This is a genomic window from Streptomyces sp. NPDC029139 (assembly GCF_055564335.1).
Genome location: NZ_JBVHWN010000003.1, coordinates 83,719 through 104,997 on the forward strand (window position 1 = coordinate 83,719; position 21,279 = coordinate 104,997).

At 72.9% G+C, this 21,279-nt stretch carries 16 protein-coding genes and 1 pseudogene; 11 read left to right on the forward strand and 6 right to left on the reverse strand.

Annotation, left to right across the window (positions count from 1 at the left end; genetic code table 11):
- Positions 1-99 precede the first annotated feature (99 nt).
- Together ACZ4VW_RS08220 and ACZ4VW_RS08225 are read left to right on the forward strand one after the other, a co-directional pair.
- Positions 100-1,761: a serine/threonine-protein kinase gene (locus ACZ4VW_RS08220; protein ID WP_467959776.1), complete on the forward strand. Its 1,662-nt coding sequence runs from the start codon at positions 100-102 to the stop codon at positions 1,759-1,761.
- A 71-nt stretch (positions 1,762-1,832) separates the two neighbouring features.
- Entirely contained in the window at positions 1,833-2,447 is a 615-nt protein-coding gene (locus tag ACZ4VW_RS08225) for a hypothetical protein (RefSeq protein ID WP_467959778.1), read from the forward strand.
- Between the two features lie 3 nt (positions 2,448-2,450).
- Here the strand turns inward: ACZ4VW_RS08225 and ACZ4VW_RS08230 are convergent, their stop codons facing one another.
- From ACZ4VW_RS08230 to ACZ4VW_RS08245, 4 genes are all read right to left on the reverse strand, one after another.
- On the reverse strand, positions 2,451-3,893 hold the full coding sequence (locus tag ACZ4VW_RS08230) for a DEAD/DEAH box helicase (protein WP_467959780.1): 1,443 nt from the start codon (positions 3,891-3,893) through the stop codon (positions 2,451-2,453).
- A 110-nt stretch (positions 3,894-4,003) separates the two neighbouring features.
- Positions 4,004-4,207, reverse strand: a complete 204-nt coding sequence (locus ACZ4VW_RS08235) for a cold-shock protein (RefSeq protein ID WP_033201600.1) — start codon at positions 4,205-4,207, stop codon at positions 4,004-4,006.
- A gap of 541 nt (positions 4,208-4,748) precedes the next feature.
- Positions 4,749-7,130, reverse strand: coding sequence for an ATP-binding cassette domain-containing protein (locus tag ACZ4VW_RS08240; RefSeq protein WP_467959782.1), 2,382 nt, complete (start codon positions 7,128-7,130; stop codon positions 4,749-4,751).
- Positions 7,131-7,395: 265 nt separating this feature from the next.
- A complete protein-coding gene (locus tag ACZ4VW_RS08245; protein ID WP_467959784.1) occupies positions 7,396-7,956 on the reverse strand; it encodes a DM13 domain-containing protein in 561 nt (186 codons plus the stop codon).
- A 106-nt stretch (positions 7,957-8,062) separates the two neighbouring features.
- On the opposite strand from ACZ4VW_RS08245, the pseudogene ACZ4VW_RS08250 reads away from it, so the two are divergent.
- The 5 genes and pseudogenes from ACZ4VW_RS08250 to katG form a co-directional block, all read left to right on the forward strand.
- Positions 8,063-8,173 (forward strand): annotated as a pseudogene (locus tag ACZ4VW_RS08250) (PucR family transcriptional regulator); the annotation flags it as partial.
- Between the two features lie 263 nt (positions 8,174-8,436).
- Positions 8,437-10,365, forward strand: a complete 1,929-nt coding sequence (locus ACZ4VW_RS08255; protein ID WP_467959786.1) for an NAD-binding protein — start codon at positions 8,437-8,439, stop codon at positions 10,363-10,365.
- A gap of 147 nt (positions 10,366-10,512) precedes the next feature.
- Positions 10,513-12,684, forward strand: a complete 2,172-nt coding sequence (locus ACZ4VW_RS08260) for a DUF4139 domain-containing protein (protein ID WP_467959788.1) — start codon at positions 10,513-10,515, stop codon at positions 12,682-12,684.
- Positions 12,685-12,692: 8 nt separating this feature from the next.
- The gene (locus tag ACZ4VW_RS08265) at positions 12,693-14,255 is read left to right on the forward strand and encodes a mucoidy inhibitor MuiA family protein (protein ID WP_467959790.1); all 1,563 of its coding nucleotides are present in this window, start codon (positions 12,693-12,695) and stop codon (positions 14,253-14,255) included.
- 348 nt (positions 14,256-14,603) lie between these two features.
- The gene (gene katG, locus ACZ4VW_RS08270) at positions 14,604-16,793 is read left to right on the forward strand and encodes a catalase/peroxidase HPI (protein WP_467959792.1); all 2,190 of its coding nucleotides are present in this window, start codon (positions 14,604-14,606) and stop codon (positions 16,791-16,793) included.
- A 79-nt stretch (positions 16,794-16,872) separates the two neighbouring features.
- Here the strand turns inward: katG and ACZ4VW_RS08275 are convergent, their stop codons facing one another.
- Positions 16,873-17,028: a hydrophobic protein gene (locus ACZ4VW_RS08275; protein ID WP_467959794.1), complete on the reverse strand. Its 156-nt coding sequence runs from the start codon at positions 17,026-17,028 to the stop codon at positions 16,873-16,875.
- A 214-nt stretch (positions 17,029-17,242) separates the two neighbouring features.
- Here ACZ4VW_RS08275 and ACZ4VW_RS08280 point away from each other — a divergent pair, with 214 nt between their 5' ends.
- From ACZ4VW_RS08280 to ACZ4VW_RS08290, 3 genes are all read left to right on the forward strand, one after another.
- Complete coding sequence (locus ACZ4VW_RS08280; RefSeq protein WP_467959796.1) at positions 17,243-17,800, forward strand: type 1 glutamine amidotransferase domain-containing protein; 558 nt, start codon at positions 17,243-17,245, stop codon at positions 17,798-17,800.
- Between the two features lie 133 nt (positions 17,801-17,933).
- The gene (locus tag ACZ4VW_RS08285; protein ID WP_467959798.1) at positions 17,934-18,353 is read left to right on the forward strand and encodes a CBS domain-containing protein; all 420 of its coding nucleotides are present in this window, start codon (positions 17,934-17,936) and stop codon (positions 18,351-18,353) included.
- A gap of 55 nt (positions 18,354-18,408) precedes the next feature.
- Complete coding sequence (locus tag ACZ4VW_RS08290; protein WP_467959800.1) at positions 18,409-18,627, forward strand: hypothetical protein; 219 nt, start codon at positions 18,409-18,411, stop codon at positions 18,625-18,627.
- Between the two features lie 143 nt (positions 18,628-18,770).
- Here the strand turns inward: ACZ4VW_RS08290 and ACZ4VW_RS08295 are convergent, their stop codons facing one another.
- Positions 18,771-20,444 carry a carbamoyltransferase family protein gene (locus ACZ4VW_RS08295; protein WP_467959802.1) on the reverse strand — a complete coding sequence of 558 codons (1,674 nt, stop codon included), beginning with the start codon at positions 20,442-20,444 and terminating at the stop codon, positions 18,771-18,773.
- A 560-nt stretch (positions 20,445-21,004) separates the two neighbouring features.
- Between ACZ4VW_RS08295 and ACZ4VW_RS08300 the strand changes: the two genes are divergently transcribed.
- Positions 21,005-21,160, forward strand: coding sequence for a hypothetical protein (locus ACZ4VW_RS08300; RefSeq protein ID WP_467959804.1), 156 nt, complete (start codon positions 21,005-21,007; stop codon positions 21,158-21,160).
- Positions 21,161-21,279: the final 119 nt, after the last annotated feature.

Genomic DNA, 21,279 nt, shown 5'->3' on the forward strand with positions numbered 1-21,279 from the left:
CATGGGCTCGTACGAGAAGTCCATGCGCCGTGCACGCGCCCTTCCCGGGAACCGACCGTGGCTGGAATCTGTCCCCATGGAGGAGGACGGGGGGGCGGAATGGACGTATGGGTGGTCCCCGGGTACACGGAGTACCGGGAACTGGGTTCGGGCGGCAGCGGGCGTGTGGTCCTCGCCGTCCATGACGCGACCGGCGTGCCGGTGGCGGTGAAGTACCTCGGCGAACGGCTGCGGACGGACGCCGCGTTCGTCCGGGGCTTCCGGGCGGAGGCGCGCCTGCTCGGCGGCCTCGGCTCGCCGTACGTCGTGGGGCTGTACGAGTACGTCGAGGCGCCGGGCGGCGCGGCCATCGTCATGGAGCTGGTGGACGGGCTCGCGCTGCGCGCGCTGCTCGCCCGGGAGGGCGCCACCGGCCCCGAGGCGGCGCTCGTGGTGCTCAAGGGCTCGCTCCTGGGTCTGGCCGCCGCGCACCGGGCAGGGGTCGTGCACCGGGACTACAAGCCCGAGAACGTCCTGGTCGCGGCCGACGGTTCGTCCAAGCTGGTCGACTTCGGCATCGCGACGGACCGTGGCAGCACGCCCGGGGTCGCCGGCACACCGGCGTACATGGCCCCCGAGCAGTGGAACGGCGAGCCCGCGTCCCCCGCCGCCGATGTGTACGCGGCGACCGCGACCTTCTACGAGTGCCTGACCGGGCACAAGCCGTTCACCGGCCAGAACATCGCCGAACTGGCGCTCCAGCACCTCGACGCACCCGTTCCCGACGCGGACGCGCCGGAGCCGCTGCGTCCCCTGATCCGACGCGGTCTCGCCAAGGCCCCGCAGGAGCGTCCGGAGAACGCGGCGGCGTTCGTGGCCGAGCTGGAGACGGCCGCCACGGCCGCGTACGGTCCGGACTGGGAGGAGCGCGGCCGGCGGCGGCTCGCGGCGCTCGCGGCCCTCCTCCCCCTGCTCCTCCCCTCCGCCGGCGGTCCGGCCACCGGCACGACCGCGCTCGCCACGACCACCCTGCCACCGCTCGGCGGGCGGGGGACCCGGCTGTGGCCGAAGGTGCTGCCGGCCGGTGTCGCGGCGCTGATCCTGGCGGTGCTGGCCGCGGTGGGCGCGCGGGCGGGCGGGGACGAGGGGCCGGGCACGACGACGACCGAGGTCTTCGCCACGACGAGCGCGGGACCGGGCGGGACGGGCGGCGGGCCGGGTGCCTCCGACGCACCGGTCGGCCCCACGCCGACGGGCGGTTCTTCGACGAGCGGATCGGCCACTCCCCCGGAGTCGCCCTCGGACGCGCCGACCATCACCCCGACGGCGACACCGACCTGGACCCCGTCCCCCACCGACACGACCAGCCCGACGACGCCGACGTGGACCCCGACGACCTCCACCCCGACCACGGAACCGCCGACCGCACCACCGACCACACGGCCGGCCCCGCGGCCGGTCGCGGTGAAGTCGGTGTCCGTGACCTCGCTGCGTCAGACCGGCCCGAGCACCGCCGAGGCGTCCTTCGAGGTCGTCACCGACGGGCCCGGCCCGGTGAACCTCCTCATCGCCTGGTCCACCAGTGACGCCAAGGGGCAGACAGGCTCTCCCGACGGTTCCACGAGCGTCCGGCGGAGCGGTGCGACGCAGTACACGATCACGCTCACCCACACCTTCCAGGGCACCGGCTGCTTCTGGGGTGTGCGGGCGACGACGGATCCCCCGGCCGCGAACGGCGGCTCCACGCAGCAGCTCCTGACACGGCGGTGCACGATCTCATGAGCGATTCCCGCGTCCCCGGAGGACCCCCGGGTCCCGGAGCGCCCGGAGGCCCGGGAGGGCCTTACGACTCCGTGGAGTACAGCGCCACCGTGCTCGGCAGCCACTGGTTCGAGCGACCGGCCGAGGACGTGCCGCCCGACCGGGTCGACGGCGAGGTCCTGCGCTTCGGTCCCGGTGTGACGGCGGCCGCGCTGCGCCGGCCGTCGGACGGGCCCAGGACGGCCGAGATCTGGCACGGCACCCTGCCCCTGCCCGGCCACGCCCCGGGGGGCGCGCCGCCGCGCCGCCGCCGCGGCGTGCTGCGCCGGTACGCCCTGCCGGCTCTGGTGCTGCTCGCCGTGCTGGCGTTCCTCGCCTGGCAGCGGTTCGGACCGGAGGTGTCCGTACGGCGGGTGACGGTCGTCGCCCCGGAGCGGCCGCCGTCCTGCGACGGTACGGCGGACGTCGTCGCGGTGCTGGAGACCGACGGACGGCCCGGCACCGTGACGTACCGCTGGGAACGCAGCGACGGCACGACGTCCGGGCTGCTGCGGGAGCGGCTGGCCCGCCACCAGACGGAGGCGCGCCTGCGTCTGCTGTGGACGTTCCAGGGCCGGGGCGAGCACCGGGCGACGGCCCGGCTGGTCGTCGTCTCCCCCGCCCCCGGCCACACCGCCGAGGCCCGGTTCACGTACCGCTGCGACTGAGGGTCAGCCGCCGCGGCGGATCCGGGCGGCCTTGCGCGCCTCGGCGAGCTTGCGGTCCTCGGCCGACCGCCGGGACTCGTTCTTGGCCCGGCCGGGCTTGCCGGGGACGGTTCCCATGCCGCGGAAGGGCGCGCCGCCGCGCTTGGGGCGCTCGCCGCTCGGCGCGCTGCCGTCCACCGGAACGCCGGACGGGGCCTTGGCGCCGGTGAGGCGGCTGAGCTCGGCTTCGCCGGAACGGACCTGGGTGACCTGGGGCCGCAGACCCGCGTCCGCCATGAGACGGACGACATCGCGCCGCTGGTCGGGCAGGACCAGGGTGACCACGCTGCCCGACTCGCCGGCGCGGGCGGTGCGCCCGCCGCGGTGGAGGTAGTCCTTGTGGTCGGCCGGCGGATCGACGTTGACGACGAGGTCGACGTCGTCGACGTGGATGCCGCGGGCCGCGACGTTCGTGGCCACGAGGACCGTCACCTCGCCCTTGCGGAACCGGTCCAGGGTGCGGGTGCGCAGGGGCTGCGACTTGTCGCCGTGCAGGGCCGCGGCCCGTACGCCGCTGCCGAGCAGATGCGCGGTGAAGCGGTCGACGGCGGCCTTGGTGGCCAGGAACATGATCACGCGTCCGTCGCGGGCGGCGATCTCGGTGGCGGTGGCGTACTTGTCGGCGCCGTGCACCTGGAGGACGTGGTGGTCCATGGTGGTGACGGTCGCGGCCGAGGGGTCGACCGAGTGGACCACGGGGTCGTGGAGGTAGCGCTGGACCAGCAGGTCGACGTTCCGGTCGAGCGTTGCGGAGAACAGCATGCGCTGGCCGTCGGGGCGTACGAGCTCGAGCAGTGCGGTGACCTGGTCCATGAAGCCCATGTCGGCCATCTGGTCGGCCTCGTCGAGGACGGTGATGTCCACCCGGTCCAGGCGGACGTCCTTGCGTTCGACGAGGTCCATGAGGCGGCCGGGGGTCGCGACGACGATCTCGGCCCCCTCGCGCAGCGCGGTGGCCTGCCGCCCGATCGACAGGCCGCCGACCACGGTGGCCAGTCGCACCTTCAGCGCGCGGGCGTACGGCGTGAGCGCGTCGGTGACCTGCTGGGCCAGCTCGCGCGTGGGGACGAGGACGAGCGCCCGCGGCTTGCGCGCCTCGGCCCGCCGGCCGGAGTCGGCGGTGCGCAGGAGGAGCGGCAGCCCGAAGGCGAGCGTCTTGCCGGATCCCGTGCGCCCGCGGCCCAGGACGTCGCGCCCGGCGAGGGCGTTCGGCAGGGTGGCGGCCTGGATCGGGAAGGGCGTGTCGACGCCGTTGGCGGCGAGCAGTTCCCGTACCCCGGCGGGCAGGCCGAGCTCGTCGAAGGACGCGACGGCGGGCAGGGCCGGAATGCGGCCGACCGGCTGCGCGAATTCATCCTTGGAGGGGACGGTACGGGGGGCGGGGTCCGGGCGACCTGAACTGCTCATGAATACCTTTGCGGGGCCTTTTGTGCCGGAAAAACGGTGGTGGTGAAACGAAAACGAGCCGGGGCCCCCACCGCGAGGTGAGGGCCCCAGCTGCGTCGGACGCGAAGACGTCAGGCGGGGAGGATGTTCTCCGCCTGCGGGCCCTTCTGGCCCTGCGTGACGTCGAAGGTCACCTTCTGGCCTTCCTGAAGCTCACGGAAGCCGGAGGTCGCGATGTTGGAGTAGTGGGCGAACACGTCCGGGCCGCCACCCTCCTGCTCGATGAAGCCGAAGCCCTTTTCCGAGTTGAACCACTTCACGGTGCCAGTAGCCATGCCAAATTCTCCTTCGAGGCATTACCCGGGAATCCGCACTGTGCGAATCCCGGCGTCGCCGCGATGATTTCCCCTCGGAAAAAGCACCGAAAATACAAAAAGTGCCCGGCGATTCATCATCACCTAAGGCACTTGAAGTCTATGGGAACCACAACTGCAACTGATCACGACTGTAGCACGGAGTGGTCACGCACGCACGGAATTCCCCATTCCATCTTCCGCCGCGTCGCGACCTTCCCCGGCCCACCCTGCGCCGCACCGGGCACATCGCCGCCGGGACACGCCGATCGAGGGAGGAAACGGACAGCGGATCACGCGCCCGGGGTGGGGTGGGGCCGGGTGGGGCGGGGCTGTGTCGGGCTGGGCCCGACGCGGCCAAGCCCCGGTCCCGCTATGCGCCCGGCTGCGGATTCCGGTCGGCCCTGGCACGGCGCCCGGTCCTCGAACTGCATCAACTGCCTCTCCCGGCCCGGCCTTTGCGCGTGACACGAGCATGTGATCACCCGGAGGCCGGCGCATCCGGGTGATCCAGGAGGGTCCCTCAGGCGCCGACGTATGCCGCCAGGTGTTCGCCGGTCAGGGTGGAACGGTCGGCGACGAGGTCGGCCGGGGTGCCCTCGAAGACGATCCGGCCGCCGTCGTGGCCGGCTCCGGGGCCGAGGTCGATGATCCAGTCGGCGTGCGCCATCACCGCCTGGTGGTGCTCGACGACGATGACCGACTTGCCCGAGTCGACGAGCCGGTCGAGCAGGCCGAGCAGCTGCTCGACATCGGCCAGGTGCAGGCCGGTCGTCGGCTCGTCGAGCACGTACACGCCGCCCTTGTCGGCCATGTGGGTGGCCAGCTTCAGGCGTTGCCGCTCGCCCCCGGAGAGCGTGGTGAGCGGCTGGCCGAGGCTGAGGTAACCGAGCCCGACGTCGTCGAGTCGCTCGAGAACGCGGTGCGCGGCCGGCGTGGCCGCCTCCCCGGTGCGGAAGAACTCCTCGGCCTCGGTCACCGACATCGCGAGCACCTCGCTGATGTCGCGCCCGCCGAGGTGGTAGTCGAGCACCGACGCCTGGAATCGCTTCCCCTCGCACTCCTCGCACGGAGAGGTGACGCCGGCCATCATCGCCAGGTCCATGTAGATGACGCCGGCACCGTTGCAGGTGGGGCAGGCACCCTCGGAGTTGGCGCTGAACAGCGCCGGCTTCACGCCGTTGACCTTCGCGAACGCCTTGCGGATCGGCTCCAGCAGTCCGGTGTACGTCGCCGGGTTGCTCCGTCGCGAGCCGCGGATCGCGCTCTGGTCGACGGACACGACGCCCTCCCCGGCCGGGATCGAGCCGTGCACGAGCGAGCTCTTGCCGGAACCGGCGACGCCAGTGACGACGGCGAGCACCCCGAGCGGGATGTCCACGTCGACGCCGCGCAGGTTGTGCGCGGTCGCGCCGCGGATCGACAGCTTGCCGGTGGGTGTCCGTACGGTCTTCTTGAGCGAGGCCCGGTCGTCGAAGTGGCGGCCGGTGATCGTGCCGCCCTTCCGCAGGGCCTCGACGGTGCCCTCGAAGCAGACGGTGCCTCCCCCCGTACCGGCTCCGGGGCCGAGGTCGACGACGTGGTCGGCGATCGCGATGACCTCCGGCTTGTGCTCCACGACCAGGACGGTGTTGCCCTTGTCCCGCAGCCGCAGCAGCAGGTCGTTCATCCGCTGGATGTCGTGCGGGTGCAGGCCCGCCGTGGGCTCGTCGAAGACGTACGTGACGTCGGTGAGCGAGGAGCCGAGGTGCCGGATCATCTTGACGCGCTGCGCCTCGCCGCCCGACAGCGTGCCCGACGGCCGGTCGAGCGCGAGATAGCCGAGGCCGATCTCGACGAACGACTCGAGGGTCTGCAGCAGGGCGGTGAGCAGCGGCGCGACCGACGGCTCCTTGAGGCCGCGGACCCACTCGGCCAGGTCGCTGATCTGCATCGCGCAGGCGTCGGCGATGCTGATCCGCTTGATCTTGGACGCGCGGGCGCCCTCGGCGAGCCGGGTACCGTCGCACTCGGGGCAGGTGGTGAAGGTGACGGCGCGCTCCACGAACTCGCGGATGTGCGGCTGCATGCCCTCCTTGTCCTTGGAGAGCATCGACTTCTGGATCCGCGGGATCAGACCCTCGTACGTCATGTTGATGCCCGCGATCTTCATCCGGGTCGGCTCGTGGTGCAGGAAGTCGTGCAGCTCCTTCTTGGTGTACCTGCGGATCGGCTTGTCCGGGTCGAAGAAGCCGGACTCGGCGTAGAGCCGGGAGTTCCAGCCGCCGCCCTTGTAGCCGGGGACGGTGATCGCGCCCTCGGCGAGGGACTTGGAGTCGTCGTACAGCTGGGCGAGGTCGAGGTCGGAGACCGTGCCCCGGCCCTCGCAGCGCGGGCACATGCCGCCCGTGCGGTTGAAGGTGGCCTTCACCGCCTTCTTGGTGCCGCGCTCGACGGTGATGGCGCCGCTCGCCCGCACCGAGGGGACGTTGAAGGCGTACGCGCTGGGCGGGCCGATGTGCGGCTTGCCGAGGCGGCTGAAGAGGATGCGCAGCATGGCGTTGGCGTCGGTGGCGGTGCCGACCGTGGAGCGGGGGTCGGCGCCCATCCGCTGCTGGTCGACGATGATCGCGGTCGTCAGTCCTTCGAGCACGTCGACGTCGGGACGTGCCAGCGTCGGCATGAAGCCCTGGACGAAGGCGCTGTAGGTCTCGTTGATCAGCCGCTGCGACTCGGCCGCGATCGTGTCGAACACCAGCGAGCTCTTGCCCGAGCCGGAGACACCGGTGAACACCGTCAGCCGGCGCTTCGGGATCTCGATGCTGATGTCCTTGAGGTTGTTCACCCGCGCACCGTGGACGCGGATCACTTCGTGGCTGTCGGCGACGTGCGACGCGGGCGACCGGGTGTTCTTCCTCGTGGCCATGCTGTTCCTGTCTCCGTTCGTGGGGCGGGCCGCCGTCGCGGTCTCCACCGGGGGCCCGGCTCGATCCGATCCGCCGCGAACCGCGGGGCGGGGGCGCTTCGTCGGGCCGGCCCGTGACGGTCACGCTAGCTCCGGCCGGGGGTCCGCGCTTCTCGATTCCTGATCGGTCCGGCCGCCTCGTGTCGCGCGCGTCCGGGCCGGGTACGACGAACGGGGCCGCCGCCCCCTACGGGTGGGAGGCGCGGCCCCGGCCGGAACGTCGGGGTCAGGCCCGGGCCAGCTCCGCCGCGCCGAAGGAGACGTCGAAGCGGTCGCACCAGATGCTGACGCTCGTGTAGGCGGTCCAGTCGACTCCGGCGGGCAGCGCGTAGTTCTGGTCGCCCTTGTTCCCCTTGAGCTTGCCGAGGCTGACGTACTTGCCGTCGTCGAAGACGTGCCAGCCGGCCCGCCCCTCCTTCACCGGTGCGTCGGTGAGCCAGACGCGCAGGTCGGGTCCGCTGCTGGTGTCGAGGCCCTCGAAGCGCAGCGTGTGCGTGCCGTCCTCGAGGCGTACGAGCTTCACGGAACCCTTGGTGGTGTGCTCGTGGCTGATCAGTTCGCCCGCGGCCACGGTCCGCGGCCCCGCGGGGCTCGTTGAGGCGCCGGGGGTCTCCTGGGACGCCGCCGGAGTGGTCGTCCGGGGCGCCGCGGCCGACGGCAGCTCCTCGCGTACCGTCTCGTCGACCCAGAGCGCCCAGGGCTTGAACCACACCAGCCCGACGCCGACCACGGCCAGGACGACGACCGAGAGTCCGGCCATGAGTTTCTTCTTCGCCACGCGATCCATGGTGCGCGCGCCCCCTTCGCATATGAACGTGTCCCGCCACATTCAACGGGATGAGCCCGCCCCACGGCTACCGCGGATCGGAAGCGCCGCGCACCTCGCCACCGGGCTGCGCTTCCGCGCCCTGACGTACCGGCTGGAGCGCATGCACCGGCTGACGGGCGCCGACCCGGGCGACCCCGTCCCGCGCTCCACCCTGCGGACCGCTGTCATGGGCGCGCACGCCCGCGGGGCCGGGCCGGAGAGGAACCCTGACGCGCGGCGCCCGGTGTCCCGGCGTCCCCGCGTCCCCGCGTCCTGGCGTTCGCATGCGGCATCAGGAAGGCGTCAGAACTGCCGGACTCCGGCAGTGACCTTCCGCGCGTACCGGTGTGACGATACGTCTCCGGGAGAGCGGTCGCGCCGGAGCGGGAAGCCAAGCCATGTCCGCTGTCGGCGGCCCCCGTCGGGCAGCCTGCCGAGGGACGGGGAGAGGGGAACGGCATGGTCGTGCTGCCACAGCACAACGGGCATGGTGTTCCGGCGGGACACATGGTGGTCTGCGGAGACGACGGGCTCGCGCACCGGCCGGCCGCCGAGCTGCGGGACGTCTACCGCCGGCGGGTCGTCCTCGTCGTCCCCGAGGAGCGGGCGACGGGGCAGCCCGCCGCGCTGCCCCGCGCGGCGGAGCTGCCTGCCCGCCTCGGCGGTTCCCCGGCCGACGCCACCAGCGGCGGCATCGTCGTACCGGTGCGGGAGGTCGTGGCGTCGGCGCCCGCCGAGGAGGCACTGCTGCGGGCCGGTGTGGACCAGGCCGCCGCCCTGGCCCTGCTGTACGAGGACGACGAGACGAACCTGCGGGCCGCGCTCGCCGCCCGCCGGCTGAGCCCGGGTCTGCGGCTCGTGGTGCGCATGTACAACCGCAAGCTCGGTCAGCATCTGGAGGAACTGCTCGACCAGGCCGCCCTCGTCGCCGTGCCCGGTCTGGACCGCGCCGCTCTGGAGGCGTCCACCACCGTGCTCTCCGACGCCGACACGGCCGCCCCCGCGCTCGCCGCCACGGCGATCGCCGGGACGAGCAAGGTCGTCCAGGCCGATGGGCTGCTGCTCCGCGCCGTGGAGCGGACCCCGCCCCGGCGGGGCGAGATACCGGACCCGGGGCTGTGCACGCTGGCCCTGCTGTCGTCCACGACCACGGACCCCGCGGGCGCCGAGGGGTCCGACACCAGCGGTCCACAAGGACCCCAACTCCTCCCGGACGACCGCACCGTGCGGGCCGCCACCGGTCGGGGCACCGTCGTCCTCGAGACGGTCCGGCACGCCGCGCCCGCCGCACCGAAGCGCCGCCGCGCCGGCCGGCGGGCACCTCTGGGCGAGCTGATCTCCACCCGGCTCCGCTGGGCGCTCGCGGGCATCGCCGGCTGCGTCCTGGCCCTGACCGTGACCACCACGATGCTCACCGACGCCGACCCCGTCCACGCGGCCTACCTGACCCTGCTCGACCTGTTCTCGATCAACGACCCCGCCGTCGACGGCTCGCCCACGCGCCAGATCCCGCAACTCCTCTCCGGCCTCGTCGGTCTCGCCCTGCTCCCGCTCCTCGTGGCGGGCGCCCTCGAAGCCCTCGGCACCTTCCGCGCGGCCGGTGCGCTGCGGCGTCCGCCTCGGGGTCTCTCCGGTCATGTCGTCCTGCTCGGTCTGGGCAAGATCGGCGCCCGGGTCCTGGTCCGCCTGCGTGAACTCGGCATCCCCGTCGTCTGCGTGGAGGAGGACCCGGAGGCCCGTGGCATACCGCTCGCCCGCGGCCTCGGCGTCCCGGTCGTCCTCGGGGACGTCACGGAGGAGGGCGTACTGGAGGCGGCCAAGATCCACCGGGCGCACGCGCTGCTCGCCCTCACCAGTTCCGACACCACCAACCTGGAGGCCACGCTCTACGCCCGTACGGTGAAGCCGGACCTCCGGGTCGCCCTCCGGCTGTACGACAACGACTTCGCCACCGCCGTGTACCGCACCCTGCGCACCGTCCACCCCGACGCCCTCACCCGCAGCCGCAGCGTCACCCACCTCGCGGCCCCCGCGTTCGCGGGCGCCATGATGGGCCGCCAGGTCCTGGGCGCCATCCCCGTCGAACGGCGGGTGCTGCTCTTCGCCGCGGTCCTCGTGCAGGGACATCCTCAGCTGGAGGGGCACACGGTCGCCGAAGCCTTCCTCCCCGGCGCCTGGCGCGTCCTCGCCCTCGACACCGCCGCCCCCGGCCGACGACGGCCGGACCTCTCCACCCCACACCCCGACGGCGAAGACCCCCAGCTGCTGTGGGACCTCCATCCCGGCTACGTCCTGCGCCCGGAGGACCGCGTCGTCATCGCCGCCACGCGGCAGGGCCTCGCCGACCTCCTGGGGACGGCGCCGCCCCACCGTCCCGCCCGCCGGTAGCCTTCGGTCGTCCGGCGCCGTCGGTGCGTCGGGCGCGGTCGGTGACCGTCGGACTCCGGGAAGGGCGCCGAGTCCGGGTGCCACCACCTGAGCGGTCGCCGGGGCGTAGGCTTCGCCCAGCACGAACGCGGCCGGGGGGCGGAGCACATGACGGCAGGATCAGCACAGCGGTGGGGGTCGACCCTCGATTCGGTCGTGGTGTACGCGCAGGGCGCCGTATGCCGCCGCCTGGCCCGGGGAAGCGTGCCGCCAGACGGCCGGCTGCGGGTGACGGGACTCCCCCGGTCGCTGGACCCGGGATCCCTGCGGGCGCGTGTGCTCGGCGCCACCGGGGTCCGCGTCACGGAGGCCCGGGTGGAGTTCGAGGCCGAGCCGCACGTCTCCGGCACTCCCGACGCCTTGCGGCGCGAGAGCGAGCGCCTGCGGGAGGAGTACGCGGCGGCGCTGGGCCGCCGGGACCGTCAGAAGGTCCTGATCGAGGAGGTGCGGGGCCTGCGCCCGGTGCCTCCGGCCCGCAAGCGCGAGGATCCGCACCGCCGTACCGCGGTCGGCGCGTGGCTGGAGCTCGCCGACTTCGTCGACGAGCGGCTCACGAAACTGCACGCCCGCCTCGTCGAGCTGGAAGAGGCGCTGGTCCGTGTCGAACACGAGCTGGCCGTGGCCGAGGACCGGCGCGCCCGCGCGACGAACGACGCACCGTCGGCGCATGTGGCGGCCACGGTCAGCGCGGTGCTGACCCTCGACGTCTCCGCCGCCGCCACCGGCTCGGACACGGGTGACGCGGAGGTGGAACTGGAGCTGGAGTACGGGGTGCCGGGCGCCGTCTGGGTACCGGCCTACCGTCTCACTCACCGTCAGGGCGACGGTACCGGCCGCCTGGTGCTGCGTGCCTCGGTCGCCCAGCGCACCGGCGAGGACTGGACCGGCGTACGCATCGCCCTGGCCACCGCCGACCTCCGGCGCCGCACGGACCTGCCGAAGCTCCGTTCCGTCCGGATCGGACGCCGGCAGCCCGCTCCCGCACCGTCCGGGTGGCGCGAGCCTCCGGCCGGGCTCGCCGACCTGTTCGCCGGGTACGAGGCGGCCGGCCCCCGGCCTGCCCCGGCCGACGTGTCGACGGCCGGCGCGGTCAGTGCCGCTCCCGGGCCCGTTCCGCCACCGCCGCCACCGCCCGCACCGCAGGCGCCGGGAGGTTACGGCGCTCCGCCCGTCATGCCCCCGCCCGCCGCCGCGCTCCCGATGCCCGGCGGCGCGTACGGCGCACCCGCCCCTGCCCTCTCCGGATCGGGCGGCAGGCCGGGCGCCCGTCCGGGCACCGAGAGCAGGTCCTTCGCGGGCGCACCCCGAACTCCCAAGGCCCCTGCGGGTTCGGGCCAGGCCGGTCCGCCGCCCGCGCCCCCGGTGGCCGGTCCGCCGCAGCCGAGTGGCGCCGAACTCGACTACGCCGCCCTCGTGCTGTGTGGCGCCGACGAGCAGGCCGGTCGCAGAGGCCGGCTGTTCGCCGACTCCCCCTTCGATCCGGTGGCGGCCGAGTACCGCCGCCGCGCCGAAGCCGTGGCCGGGCTGCCGCTGCCCGGGCACGCCGTGCGTCCGCGCGAGTCGGCGGGTTCCTTCGACCACCGCTTCGATGCCGCCGCCCGCGCCGACGTCCCGTCGGACGGCACCTGGCACACCATCACGGTCGGGGAGATCCCGGTCGGCCTGCGCACCGAGTACCTCTGCGTGCCGTCCGTCGAGCAGACGGTGTACGCGACGCTGGTGCTCTCCAACGCCACCGACCAGGCCCTGCTGGCCGGTCCGGTGGAGGTCACCGTCGACGACGACTTCCTGCTGACCGCCGCCCTGCCCATGCTCGCGCCCGGCGGGGTCCGCCGGGTCGGTCTCGGACCGGCCGAGGGCATCCGCGTCACGCGCCGGACGCATCTGCAGGAGTCGACCGCGGGCCTGCGCAACCACATCACCGTGCTCGACCACCGCGTCCACGTGGAGCTGGCCAACCAGCTCGCGAGGCCCGTCACCGTCGAGATCCGCGAGCGCGTGCCGGTGACCTCCGAACCGGACGTGCGGATCGAGGAGCGGGCCGACTGGACGGCGCCCGAGGCGGGGGCGTGGCCCGAGGCGGGCGCGGGGCACCAGGCGGGCGCGAGGCAGCAGGCGGGCGCGAGGCAGCAGGTGGGTGCCGGGCCCGAGCATCACGCGCCGGGCACCCGTGTCTGGCGGGTGGACCTGCCCGCCGCCGGCACCGCCGCCCTCGAGGGCGGCTACGAGATCCGTATCCCGGCCGGCAAAGCCCTGGCCGGCGGCAACCGCAGGAGCTGACCCACGCCATGTCCACGGACTCGAAGCCGATCCCCGCCCCTGTCACCGCCGTCACCTGCCTGGAGGACCGCGCCCTCGTCGAGCGCGCCGTCCGGATCGATCTGGAGGCCGGGGTCCAGCGGCTCCGGCTGGGGCCGGTCAGCGCGCTGGCCGTGGACCGTACCCTCCATGCCGAGCTGACCTCCCACCACCCGGCAACCGTGCTCGACGCGCGGATCGTCCGCACCTGGACGCCTCGGCAGCCGCTGCCGTCGGCCGACGGCGACTCCGCGCTGCGCCACCGCGTCCACACCTTGGAAGCGGAGCGGCTCACGCTGGAGCAGCGACGCGACCGGCTGCGGGCCCGCCTCGATCTGCTGGGCCGCCTCGCGGCCGATGTGCTGCGGGAGATCGCGGAAGGCGCCGGATCGGGGGAGACCGAAGGGCCGCGCTGGGCCCGGGAACTGGACCGGGTGGACGCCGAGCGCGAGACGTACGGCGAGCGGCTGCGCGCCGTGGAGGCCCGGCTGGCCGCGCTCGCCGTCGAGCTCGGGGAGACCGAGCGGGCCATGGACCTCGCCGAGGAGGAGCCCGCCGAGCTGGTCGGTCATGTCGAACTCACCGTGGAGGCCCGGGCCGCCGGTCCGGTCGAGCTGCGGCTGAGCCACCTCACCCCCTGCGCGCTGTGGCGGCCCGCCTACCGGGCCGTGCTCGACGGGGAGTCGCTGACGCTGGAGACCGACGCGATGGTCTGGCAGCGCACCGGCGAGGACTGGTCGGACGTACGGCTGACGCTGTCGACGGCTCGCTCGACGCAGGCCACGGAGCCGCCGCGGCTCGCCGAGGACCGGCTGACGCTCAGGGAGCGGTCGGCGGCGGAGCGCCGCACGGTCGATGTCGAGCTTCGCGAGGAGGAGATCGCGGACCTCGGTCCCGTCCCCGTGCTCGGGCTGCCGGGGGTGGACGACGGTGGCGAGATCCGGGTGCTGAGCGCTCCCGCGCCGGTGTCCGTGCCCACCGACGGCCGTGCCCACCGGGTGCCCGTCTCCGTCTTCACGACGGGCGCGAGCAGCGAGTACGCCTGCGCGCCCGAGCTGTCACCGCTGGTCACCCAGGTGGTGCGGTGCGACAACCGGTCCGGCCACGCGCTGCTCGCCGGGCCGGTGGATCTGGTCCGCGGCAGTGGCTTCAGCGGCCGGGGCACGCTGGACTTCACCGCTCCGGGCGCGCCCGTCGAGCTCGCCTTCGGCAGCCGCGACGACCACCGGGTGGTCCGGGAGGCCGAGGAATCGCGCGATTCCGCCGGGATCATCCAGCGGACCGTGGTCACCCGCACGGTCCGGCTGCACCTGTCCCGGTTCTCAGCCCCGGGCGAGCACGGCGAACGGGTGGTCGTCGTCCGGGAGCGGATCCCGGTCTCCGAGGTCTCGGCGGTGGAGGTGCGCCTCCGCCGGGAGGCCTGCTCCCCGGCACCCGACGACGTCGACGCCGAAGGCATCGCCCGTTGGGCCGTCGCCCTCCCGCCCGGAGGCCGCCGCACGGTCACGCTGGTCTACGAGCTGTCGGCGAGCGCCAAGGTCGCCGGCCTCTGAGCCCACCGGCCGTCCCATTCCTTCCGGAGCGTCCCCCGGTCATCCCCTCCCTCCGGACCGTCCCCCGGCCGTCCCCTCCCTCCGGAGCGTCCCCCGGCCGTCCCCTCCCTCCGGACCGTCCCTTCCTGTGGGTCCGGAGGATCGGCGTCCGCATCACCCGGGCGCCTCGGGGAACGACGAACGACGAGGACTGCTTGTTACGCGGGGTGCCCTGCGTGTTCTCGTGCGACGCGGTCCGCTGTGCGCGACCATACGGGCGGGTCGCAGTGCTCGACACAAGAACAGCGGACGACTGCAAGAGCGAGCAGGCCAGCAGAGGGAATCACCGACACAGGAAGAAGGACGGACGTGTCCGGCAGCGAAAGCGAGAACCCAGCAATCCCCTCCCCCGCCCCGGCACCGACTCGTCCCAGGACGAACCGGGACTGGTGGCCGAATCAGCTGGACCTTTCGGTACTCCACCAGCATTCACCTCAATCCAATCCGATGGACGAGGGCTTCTCCTACGCGGAGGAGTTCAGCACCCTGGACGTCGACGCGCTGAAGCGGGACGTCTTCGAGGTGATGACGGCCTCGCAGGACTGGTGGCCCGCCGACTACGGCCACTACGGGCCGCTCTTCATCCGGATGAGCTGGCATGCGGCGGGCACGTACCGCATCGCCGACGGCCGGGGCGGCGGCGGTTCCGGCGCCCAGCGCTTCGCCCCGCTCAACAGCTGGCCGGACAACGCGAGCCTCGACAAGGCGCGCCGTCTGCTCTGGCCGGTCAAGCAGAAGTACGGCCGGAAGATCTCCTGGGCCGATCTCCTGGTCTTCGCCGGTAACTGTGCGATGGAATCGATGGGGTTCAAGACGTTCGGATTCGGATTCGGACGGGAGGACATCTGGGAGCCCGAGGAAATCTTCTGGGGGCCCGAGGACACCTGGCTCGGAGATGAGCGCTACAGCGGCGACAGGGAACTCACCGGTCCTTTCGGCGCCGTGCAGATGGGACTGATCTACGTCAATCCGGAGGGGCCGAACGGCAACCCGGATCCGCTCGCCGCGGCGCGGGACATTCGCGAGACGTTCGGGCGCATGGCGATGAACGACGAGGAGACGGTCGCGCTGATCGTCGGCGGCCACACGTTCGGCAAGTGCCACGGTGCGGTCGATCCCTCGTACATCGGTCCGGAGCCCGAGGGCTGCCCCGTGGAGTACCAGGGGCTCGGCTGGAAGAACACGTACGGCACTGGCAAGGGCGCCGACGCGCTCACCAGCGGGCTGGAGGGCGCCTGGACCTCCGAGCCGACGAAGTGGGACAACGGCTATCTGGACAACCTGTTCCGGTACGACTGGGAGCTGACGACGAGCCCGGCCGGTGCCAAGCAGTGGACGCCCACGGACCCCTCGGCCAAGGACACGGTGCCCGACGCCCATGATCCGTCGAAGAGGCACGCTCCCATGATGCTGACGACGGATCTCGCGCTGAAGGTGGATCCGGTCTACGGGCCGATCTCGAAGAGCTTCCACGAGAACCCGGACAGGCTCGCGGAGGCGTTCGCCAAGGCGTGGTACAAGCTCCTGCACCGCGACATGGGTCCCTTGTCGCGCTACCTCGGCCCGTGGGTTCCCGAGCCGCAGCTGTGGCAGGACCCCGTCCCCGCGGTGGACCACGAACTGGTCGGGCCGCAGGACGTCGCCGCCCTCAAGGAGCGGATCCTCGGCTCGGGATTGTCCCTCTCCCAGCTGGCCACCACCGCGTGGGCCTCGGCGGCGAGCTTCCGCGGCACCGACAAGCGGGGCGGCGCCAACGGGGCGCGCATCCGGCTGGCGCCGCAGAAGGACTGGGAGGTCAACGACCTGCCCGAGGTGACCGAGACGGTGCGGGCCCTGGAGGGGATCCAGCAGGACTTCAACGGCTCGCAGACCGGCGGTGTGAAGGTCTCCCTCGCCGACCTGATCGTCCTCGGCGGGTGCGCGGCGGTCGAACGGGCCGCGAAGAACGCCGGGTACGACATCACGGTCCCGTTCGCACCGGGGCGCACGGACGCCTCGCAGGAGCAGACCGACACGGACACGTTCGCCGTGCTGGAACCCGCGGCGGACGGCTTCCGCAACTACCTCCGGGCGGGCGAGAAGCTGTCACCGGAGACCCTGCTTCTGGACCGCGCCAACCTGTTGACCCTGACCGCTCCCGAGATGACGGTCCTGATCGGCGGCATGCGGGCCCTGAACACCGGTTTCCGGCGCTCACCGCACGGCGTCCTCACCGACCGGCCCGAGACGCTGACCAACGACTTCTTCGTCAACCTGCTCGACATGGGGACGGAGTGGAAGGCGTCGGCCTCGACGGAGAACGTGTTCGAAGGCCGTGATCACGCCACGGGCGCGCTCAAGTGGACCGCCACAGCCGTCGACCTCGTCTTCGGTTCGCACTCCCAGCTCCGCGCCCTCGCGGAGGTGTACGCGGCGCGGGACGCGGGCGAGAAGTTCGTCCGTGACTTCGTGGCGGCGTGGGACAAGGTGATGAACCTCGACCGGTTCGACCTGGCCTGACCTCACGGCTTCGGTCGGCCGACGAGCGGCCGCGACAGGGCTCCCCGCGCACGGCGCGGGGAGCCCTGTCCGATGTGTGTCACCAGCGATACCAGCGCGATCCGCTGCCCCGCATGAGGAAGCCCAGGAGCCACAGCACGAGAACGGCGATCGCGATGTACCAGAGGACCTCGAGCGCGAAGCCCGCTCCGAAGAGCACGAGGATCACGAGGAGGACGAGAAGAAGGGGAACCATGACGACCTCCGTTGCTGCTTCCTGAGCCGGCCGATCCTTCCTCGGCTTCGGCACCACGGCGGTTTCCCGCTCTCCTCGGGATCATGCACGGCATGCGCCGGCCGCCCGCCCGGTGGATCGGGAGGGCGCCGAGGGTGGATATGAGAGGTTTGGTCCGCCTCTGTCGGGTCAGGCGCGGTAGAGACAGGATCTCACCGCACGAGAGGAATCCGACGTGTCGCTCGACGGAAAGAACGTTCTCGTCCTCACGACGAACTACGGGACGGAGCAGGACGAGCTGCGGAAACCGGTGGCCGCGCTCCGCGACGCGGGCGCGCGTGTCACGGTCGCCGCGCAGCAGGACGAGCCCGTCCAGACCCTCGTGTCCGACCGCCACCCGGGTGCCGCCGTCGAACCGGACACGACCCTGGCGAAGGCCGGGGCGGACGAGTACGACGCCGTGATCGTGCCCGGCGGCACCGTGAACGCCGACCAGTTGCGGACCGACAGCGATGCCCAGCGCCTCGTCTCCGCCGTCGCCGAAGCCGGCAAACCGGTGGCCGCCATATGCCACGGACCGTGGCTCCTGGTGGACAGCGGACTCGTCAAGGGCCGTGAGCTCACCTCGTACGCCTCGCTCCGCGCCGACCTCGAGAACGCGGGCGGCAACTGGGTGGACAAGGAGGTCGTGGTCGACACCTCGGGAAGCCACCCCCTGATCACCTCGCGCAACCCGGGCGACCTGGACGCCTTCTCGGCGGCCATCGTCCGCACCCTGGAGAGCGCGAGCTGAGGCGCGGCGACGGTCGCTCGCCCCGGTCGTCCGCCGCGACGGGCAGCGGAGGGACCGGACAGGCGCGGTCCTGAGGCGCCGCGCTCGCACCACCGACCCACACCATCCCGAACCGAGTGCAGGCGAATACATCATGACCACCGCACGCGACATCATGACCCCGGACGCGACCTGCGTCCGCTCGGCGGAGACCGTCGTCGACGCCGCGCGGAAGATGGTCGAACTCGACGTGGGGGCGCTACCGATCTGTGGTCCCGACGAGCGGCTGAAGGGCATGCTCACCGACCGCGACATCGTCGTGAAGGTCGTCGCCCAGGGCAAGGACCCGGGGAGCTGCACCGTCGGCGAACTGGCTCAGGACGAGATCGTCACCGTCTCCGCCGACGACAGCGTGGAGGACGTCCTGCGCGTCATGAGCGAGCACCGGATCCGCCGCGTCCCCGTCATCCACGGCCATGTCCTGGTGGGCATCATCTCCCAGGCCGACGTCGCCCGGAGCCTGCCCGAGGGGCAGGTCGGCGACCTCGTCGAGAACGTCTCCACGGACACCTGACGGCGTGCCCCGCCCCCGGGCGGGCGCACCCGAGGAGGAAGAGGAGGAAGCACCCATGAACACACCCGACCGCGGCAGCAGCAAGTCAGGCCCCCGCCTCGACGACGAGCGCAAGAAGGAGGTCGAGGGACAGGTCCGGTCCGGCCGCTCGACCCGAGCCGAGGAGTGGCACGATCCGGAACCGCCGGTGGACCCCCCTCCGTACGAGGAGGGCGAGGGCGGTCGGCGCACCCGTAAGACCTCCCGGGCGGAGGACCCGCGGGAAGACCGCTGACGCGCGATCCCGGTACGGCGGCTTCCCGGTACGGACGCTCCCGGTACGCACTGCTTCCCGGACGGCACGCTCCGTCCGGGAAGCAGCGCGTTCGTGCTCAGGGAAGCACCGCGTCCGTGCTGAGGTCGCGCGCGTGGGTGCGGTCAGCCCGCCCCGCCGGACCACCCGTTCGATCCGGTACGGAACACCTCGCCCCTGCGGACCGCGAACGGCCCGATGGCGAGCAGATCGATCGGCGTCGAGCCGAAGCACTCCAGCGCGTCCCGCGGATCGTCCACCATCGGCAGGCCCGCCGTGTTCAGGCTCGTGTTGACGACGACCGGAAGCCCCGTGCGCCGCTCGAACTCCTCCAGCATCCGCGCCACCAGCGGCTCGTGCCGCCGGTCCACCGTCTGGATGCGCGACGTGCCGTCGACGTGGACGACAGCCGGGATCCGTCCGCGCCAGTGCGGTGCGACGTCATGGACGAAGAGCATGTACGGACTGGGCAGCGGGCCGTCGAAGATCTCCGCGCACCGCTCCGTCAGCACCATCGGGGCGACCGGACGGAACTGCTCGCGCCCCTTGATGTCGTTGAGCCGCTCCAGATTCCCGGCGTGCCCCGGATGCGCGAGCAGCGAGCGGTGCCCCAGCGCCCTCGGCCCGAACTCCGAGCGCCCCTGGAACCAGGCCACGACGGCGTTCTCGGCCAGCGCCTCCGCGACGGTGGCGGCGATGTCCGGAGGGCGTTCGAAGGGCACCGCGGCCGTCTTCAGGCGCCCGGCGATCTCGGCGTCCGACCAGTCGCGCCCGAGCGCGGCGCCCGGCATCGGCGACGGTTCCTCGCCCGCCTCCGCCGACAGCAGCAGCGCCCCGCCGAGGGCCGTCCCCGCGTCACCGGCGGCGGGCTGGACCCACACCCGGGAGAACGGCCCCTCCTGGGCGATCCTGGAGTTCGCCACGCAGTTCACGGCCACTCCCCCGGCGAGGGTCAGCACGGAGTCGTGGGTACGGCCGTGCAGCCAGCGCACGAGGTCGAGCAGCGTCTCCTCCAGGACCGCCTGGGTGGCGGCGGCCAGGTCCGCGTGGTCCCCGGTCCACGGTTCGGCGGGCGCGCGCGGCGGCGCCAGTTCCGCCCAGGGCACGCCGTGCGCCCGGAAGCCCCCGTCGCCCGTGGGATGGACGTACCGGCGCAGCTCCCCGAGCATCCGCGGGGTTCCGTGGGAGGCGAGCGCCATGACTTTGAACTCGTCGGAGGAGCGGAGGAACCCGAGATGCTCGGTCAGTTCCTCGTAGACCAGCCCGAGCGAGTCCGGCAGCTGTTGGGCGCGGAGGGGTTCGAGACGGGCACCGACCCGCCGCGCGGCCAGGTGCGAGGCGGATTCGCCCCGCCCGTCGAGCACGAGGACCGACGAGGTCTCGGCCGCCTCGGCTGCGAAGGCTCCGGACGCGGCATGGGCCATGTGGTGCGGCACGAAGCAGACGGCGGCGGGGTCCAGCCCCGGTAGCGCCGACGCGAGAAAGGCGGGGGCGTGGCGGGCGTAGGCCTGACGGAGACTGTCCCACGGATCGTCCAGTCCCAGGGACTCGGCGGTACGCGCCAGTTCCGGGTCGTACGAGTACGCCACCAGGTCCAGGTCGCCGGGGCGCAGGCCGGCCCGGCTCAGGCACCAGCGCGCGGCCTGTTCGGGCAGCTCCCAGGCGGAGAACGGCACGGGCCGTTTGCCGTGCTTGCGTCGTGAGAAGCGCTCTTCCTCGGCGGCGGCGACGGTGATGCCGTCGACGAGCAGGGCGGCGGCGGGGTCGTGGAAAAGGGCGTTGATGCCGAGAACACGCATGGCAGACCTTTCCGATGAGGCACGCCGGGCACGCCCGGGCGCGGAGGAACGCGAGGTTCACTGTGCGGGGGGTGGCCGGCACGGGAACCCGGCCACGCCTTCCCCGCGAGCGCCTGCCGTGCAACCGGCCGGCCCTTCCCCGCGAGCGCCTGCCGCGTGAGCGCCTGCCGCGTGGCCGTGCGCTCCGACGCGGCGCGATCCACTGGTCGGGCCGGCGCGCTGCCGGCAGCGTGCGAGCGACATCGCCATGGTGATCTCCTCTCGGCGGAGGGGATCCTCTCCGGAGAGAACGAGGCCGCCGCCCGGGGCCGGGCCGTGCGGACGGCGGGCCTTCCACACGTCCCGCCCAGCCTCTCCCGGCCGTTGACGGACCGCCCTCGGGATTGCTCCGTCCGGGTGAACCGCGCCCGGCGTCCAGCAGCGCTACTCACCGCAGTGGAAGGCGGCGGTTCCGCAGCGGCTCATGAGTGATCACAGCGGGCGTGGGCAGTCGCCAGGTTGAAACCGCCCGGCTGCCGGGCCGGGCTCGGAACGAGGAGATGCCCGCGATGAATGCGCGGATGGACCTTCCCCCTGCCGACGAGATGATCAGCCACGACCGCACCCTGTGCACTCACCAGGCGGCCCGTACCGGTCCGGACGGGACGTCGCCGGACGAGTCGGAGGGCGCTGCCGCCGCTGATCCCGAGCGGCACATCGTCCGTGGCGACGACTGACCCGCCCGCAGGCGCCCGGCCTCCGACCCCCGGAGCCCGGGCGCTTCTACGTGCGGAACGTCGACATTCGCCTCCGTTACCGAGCGGGATTCCGGGTAACCGCGTGGGCGAAACCCGAT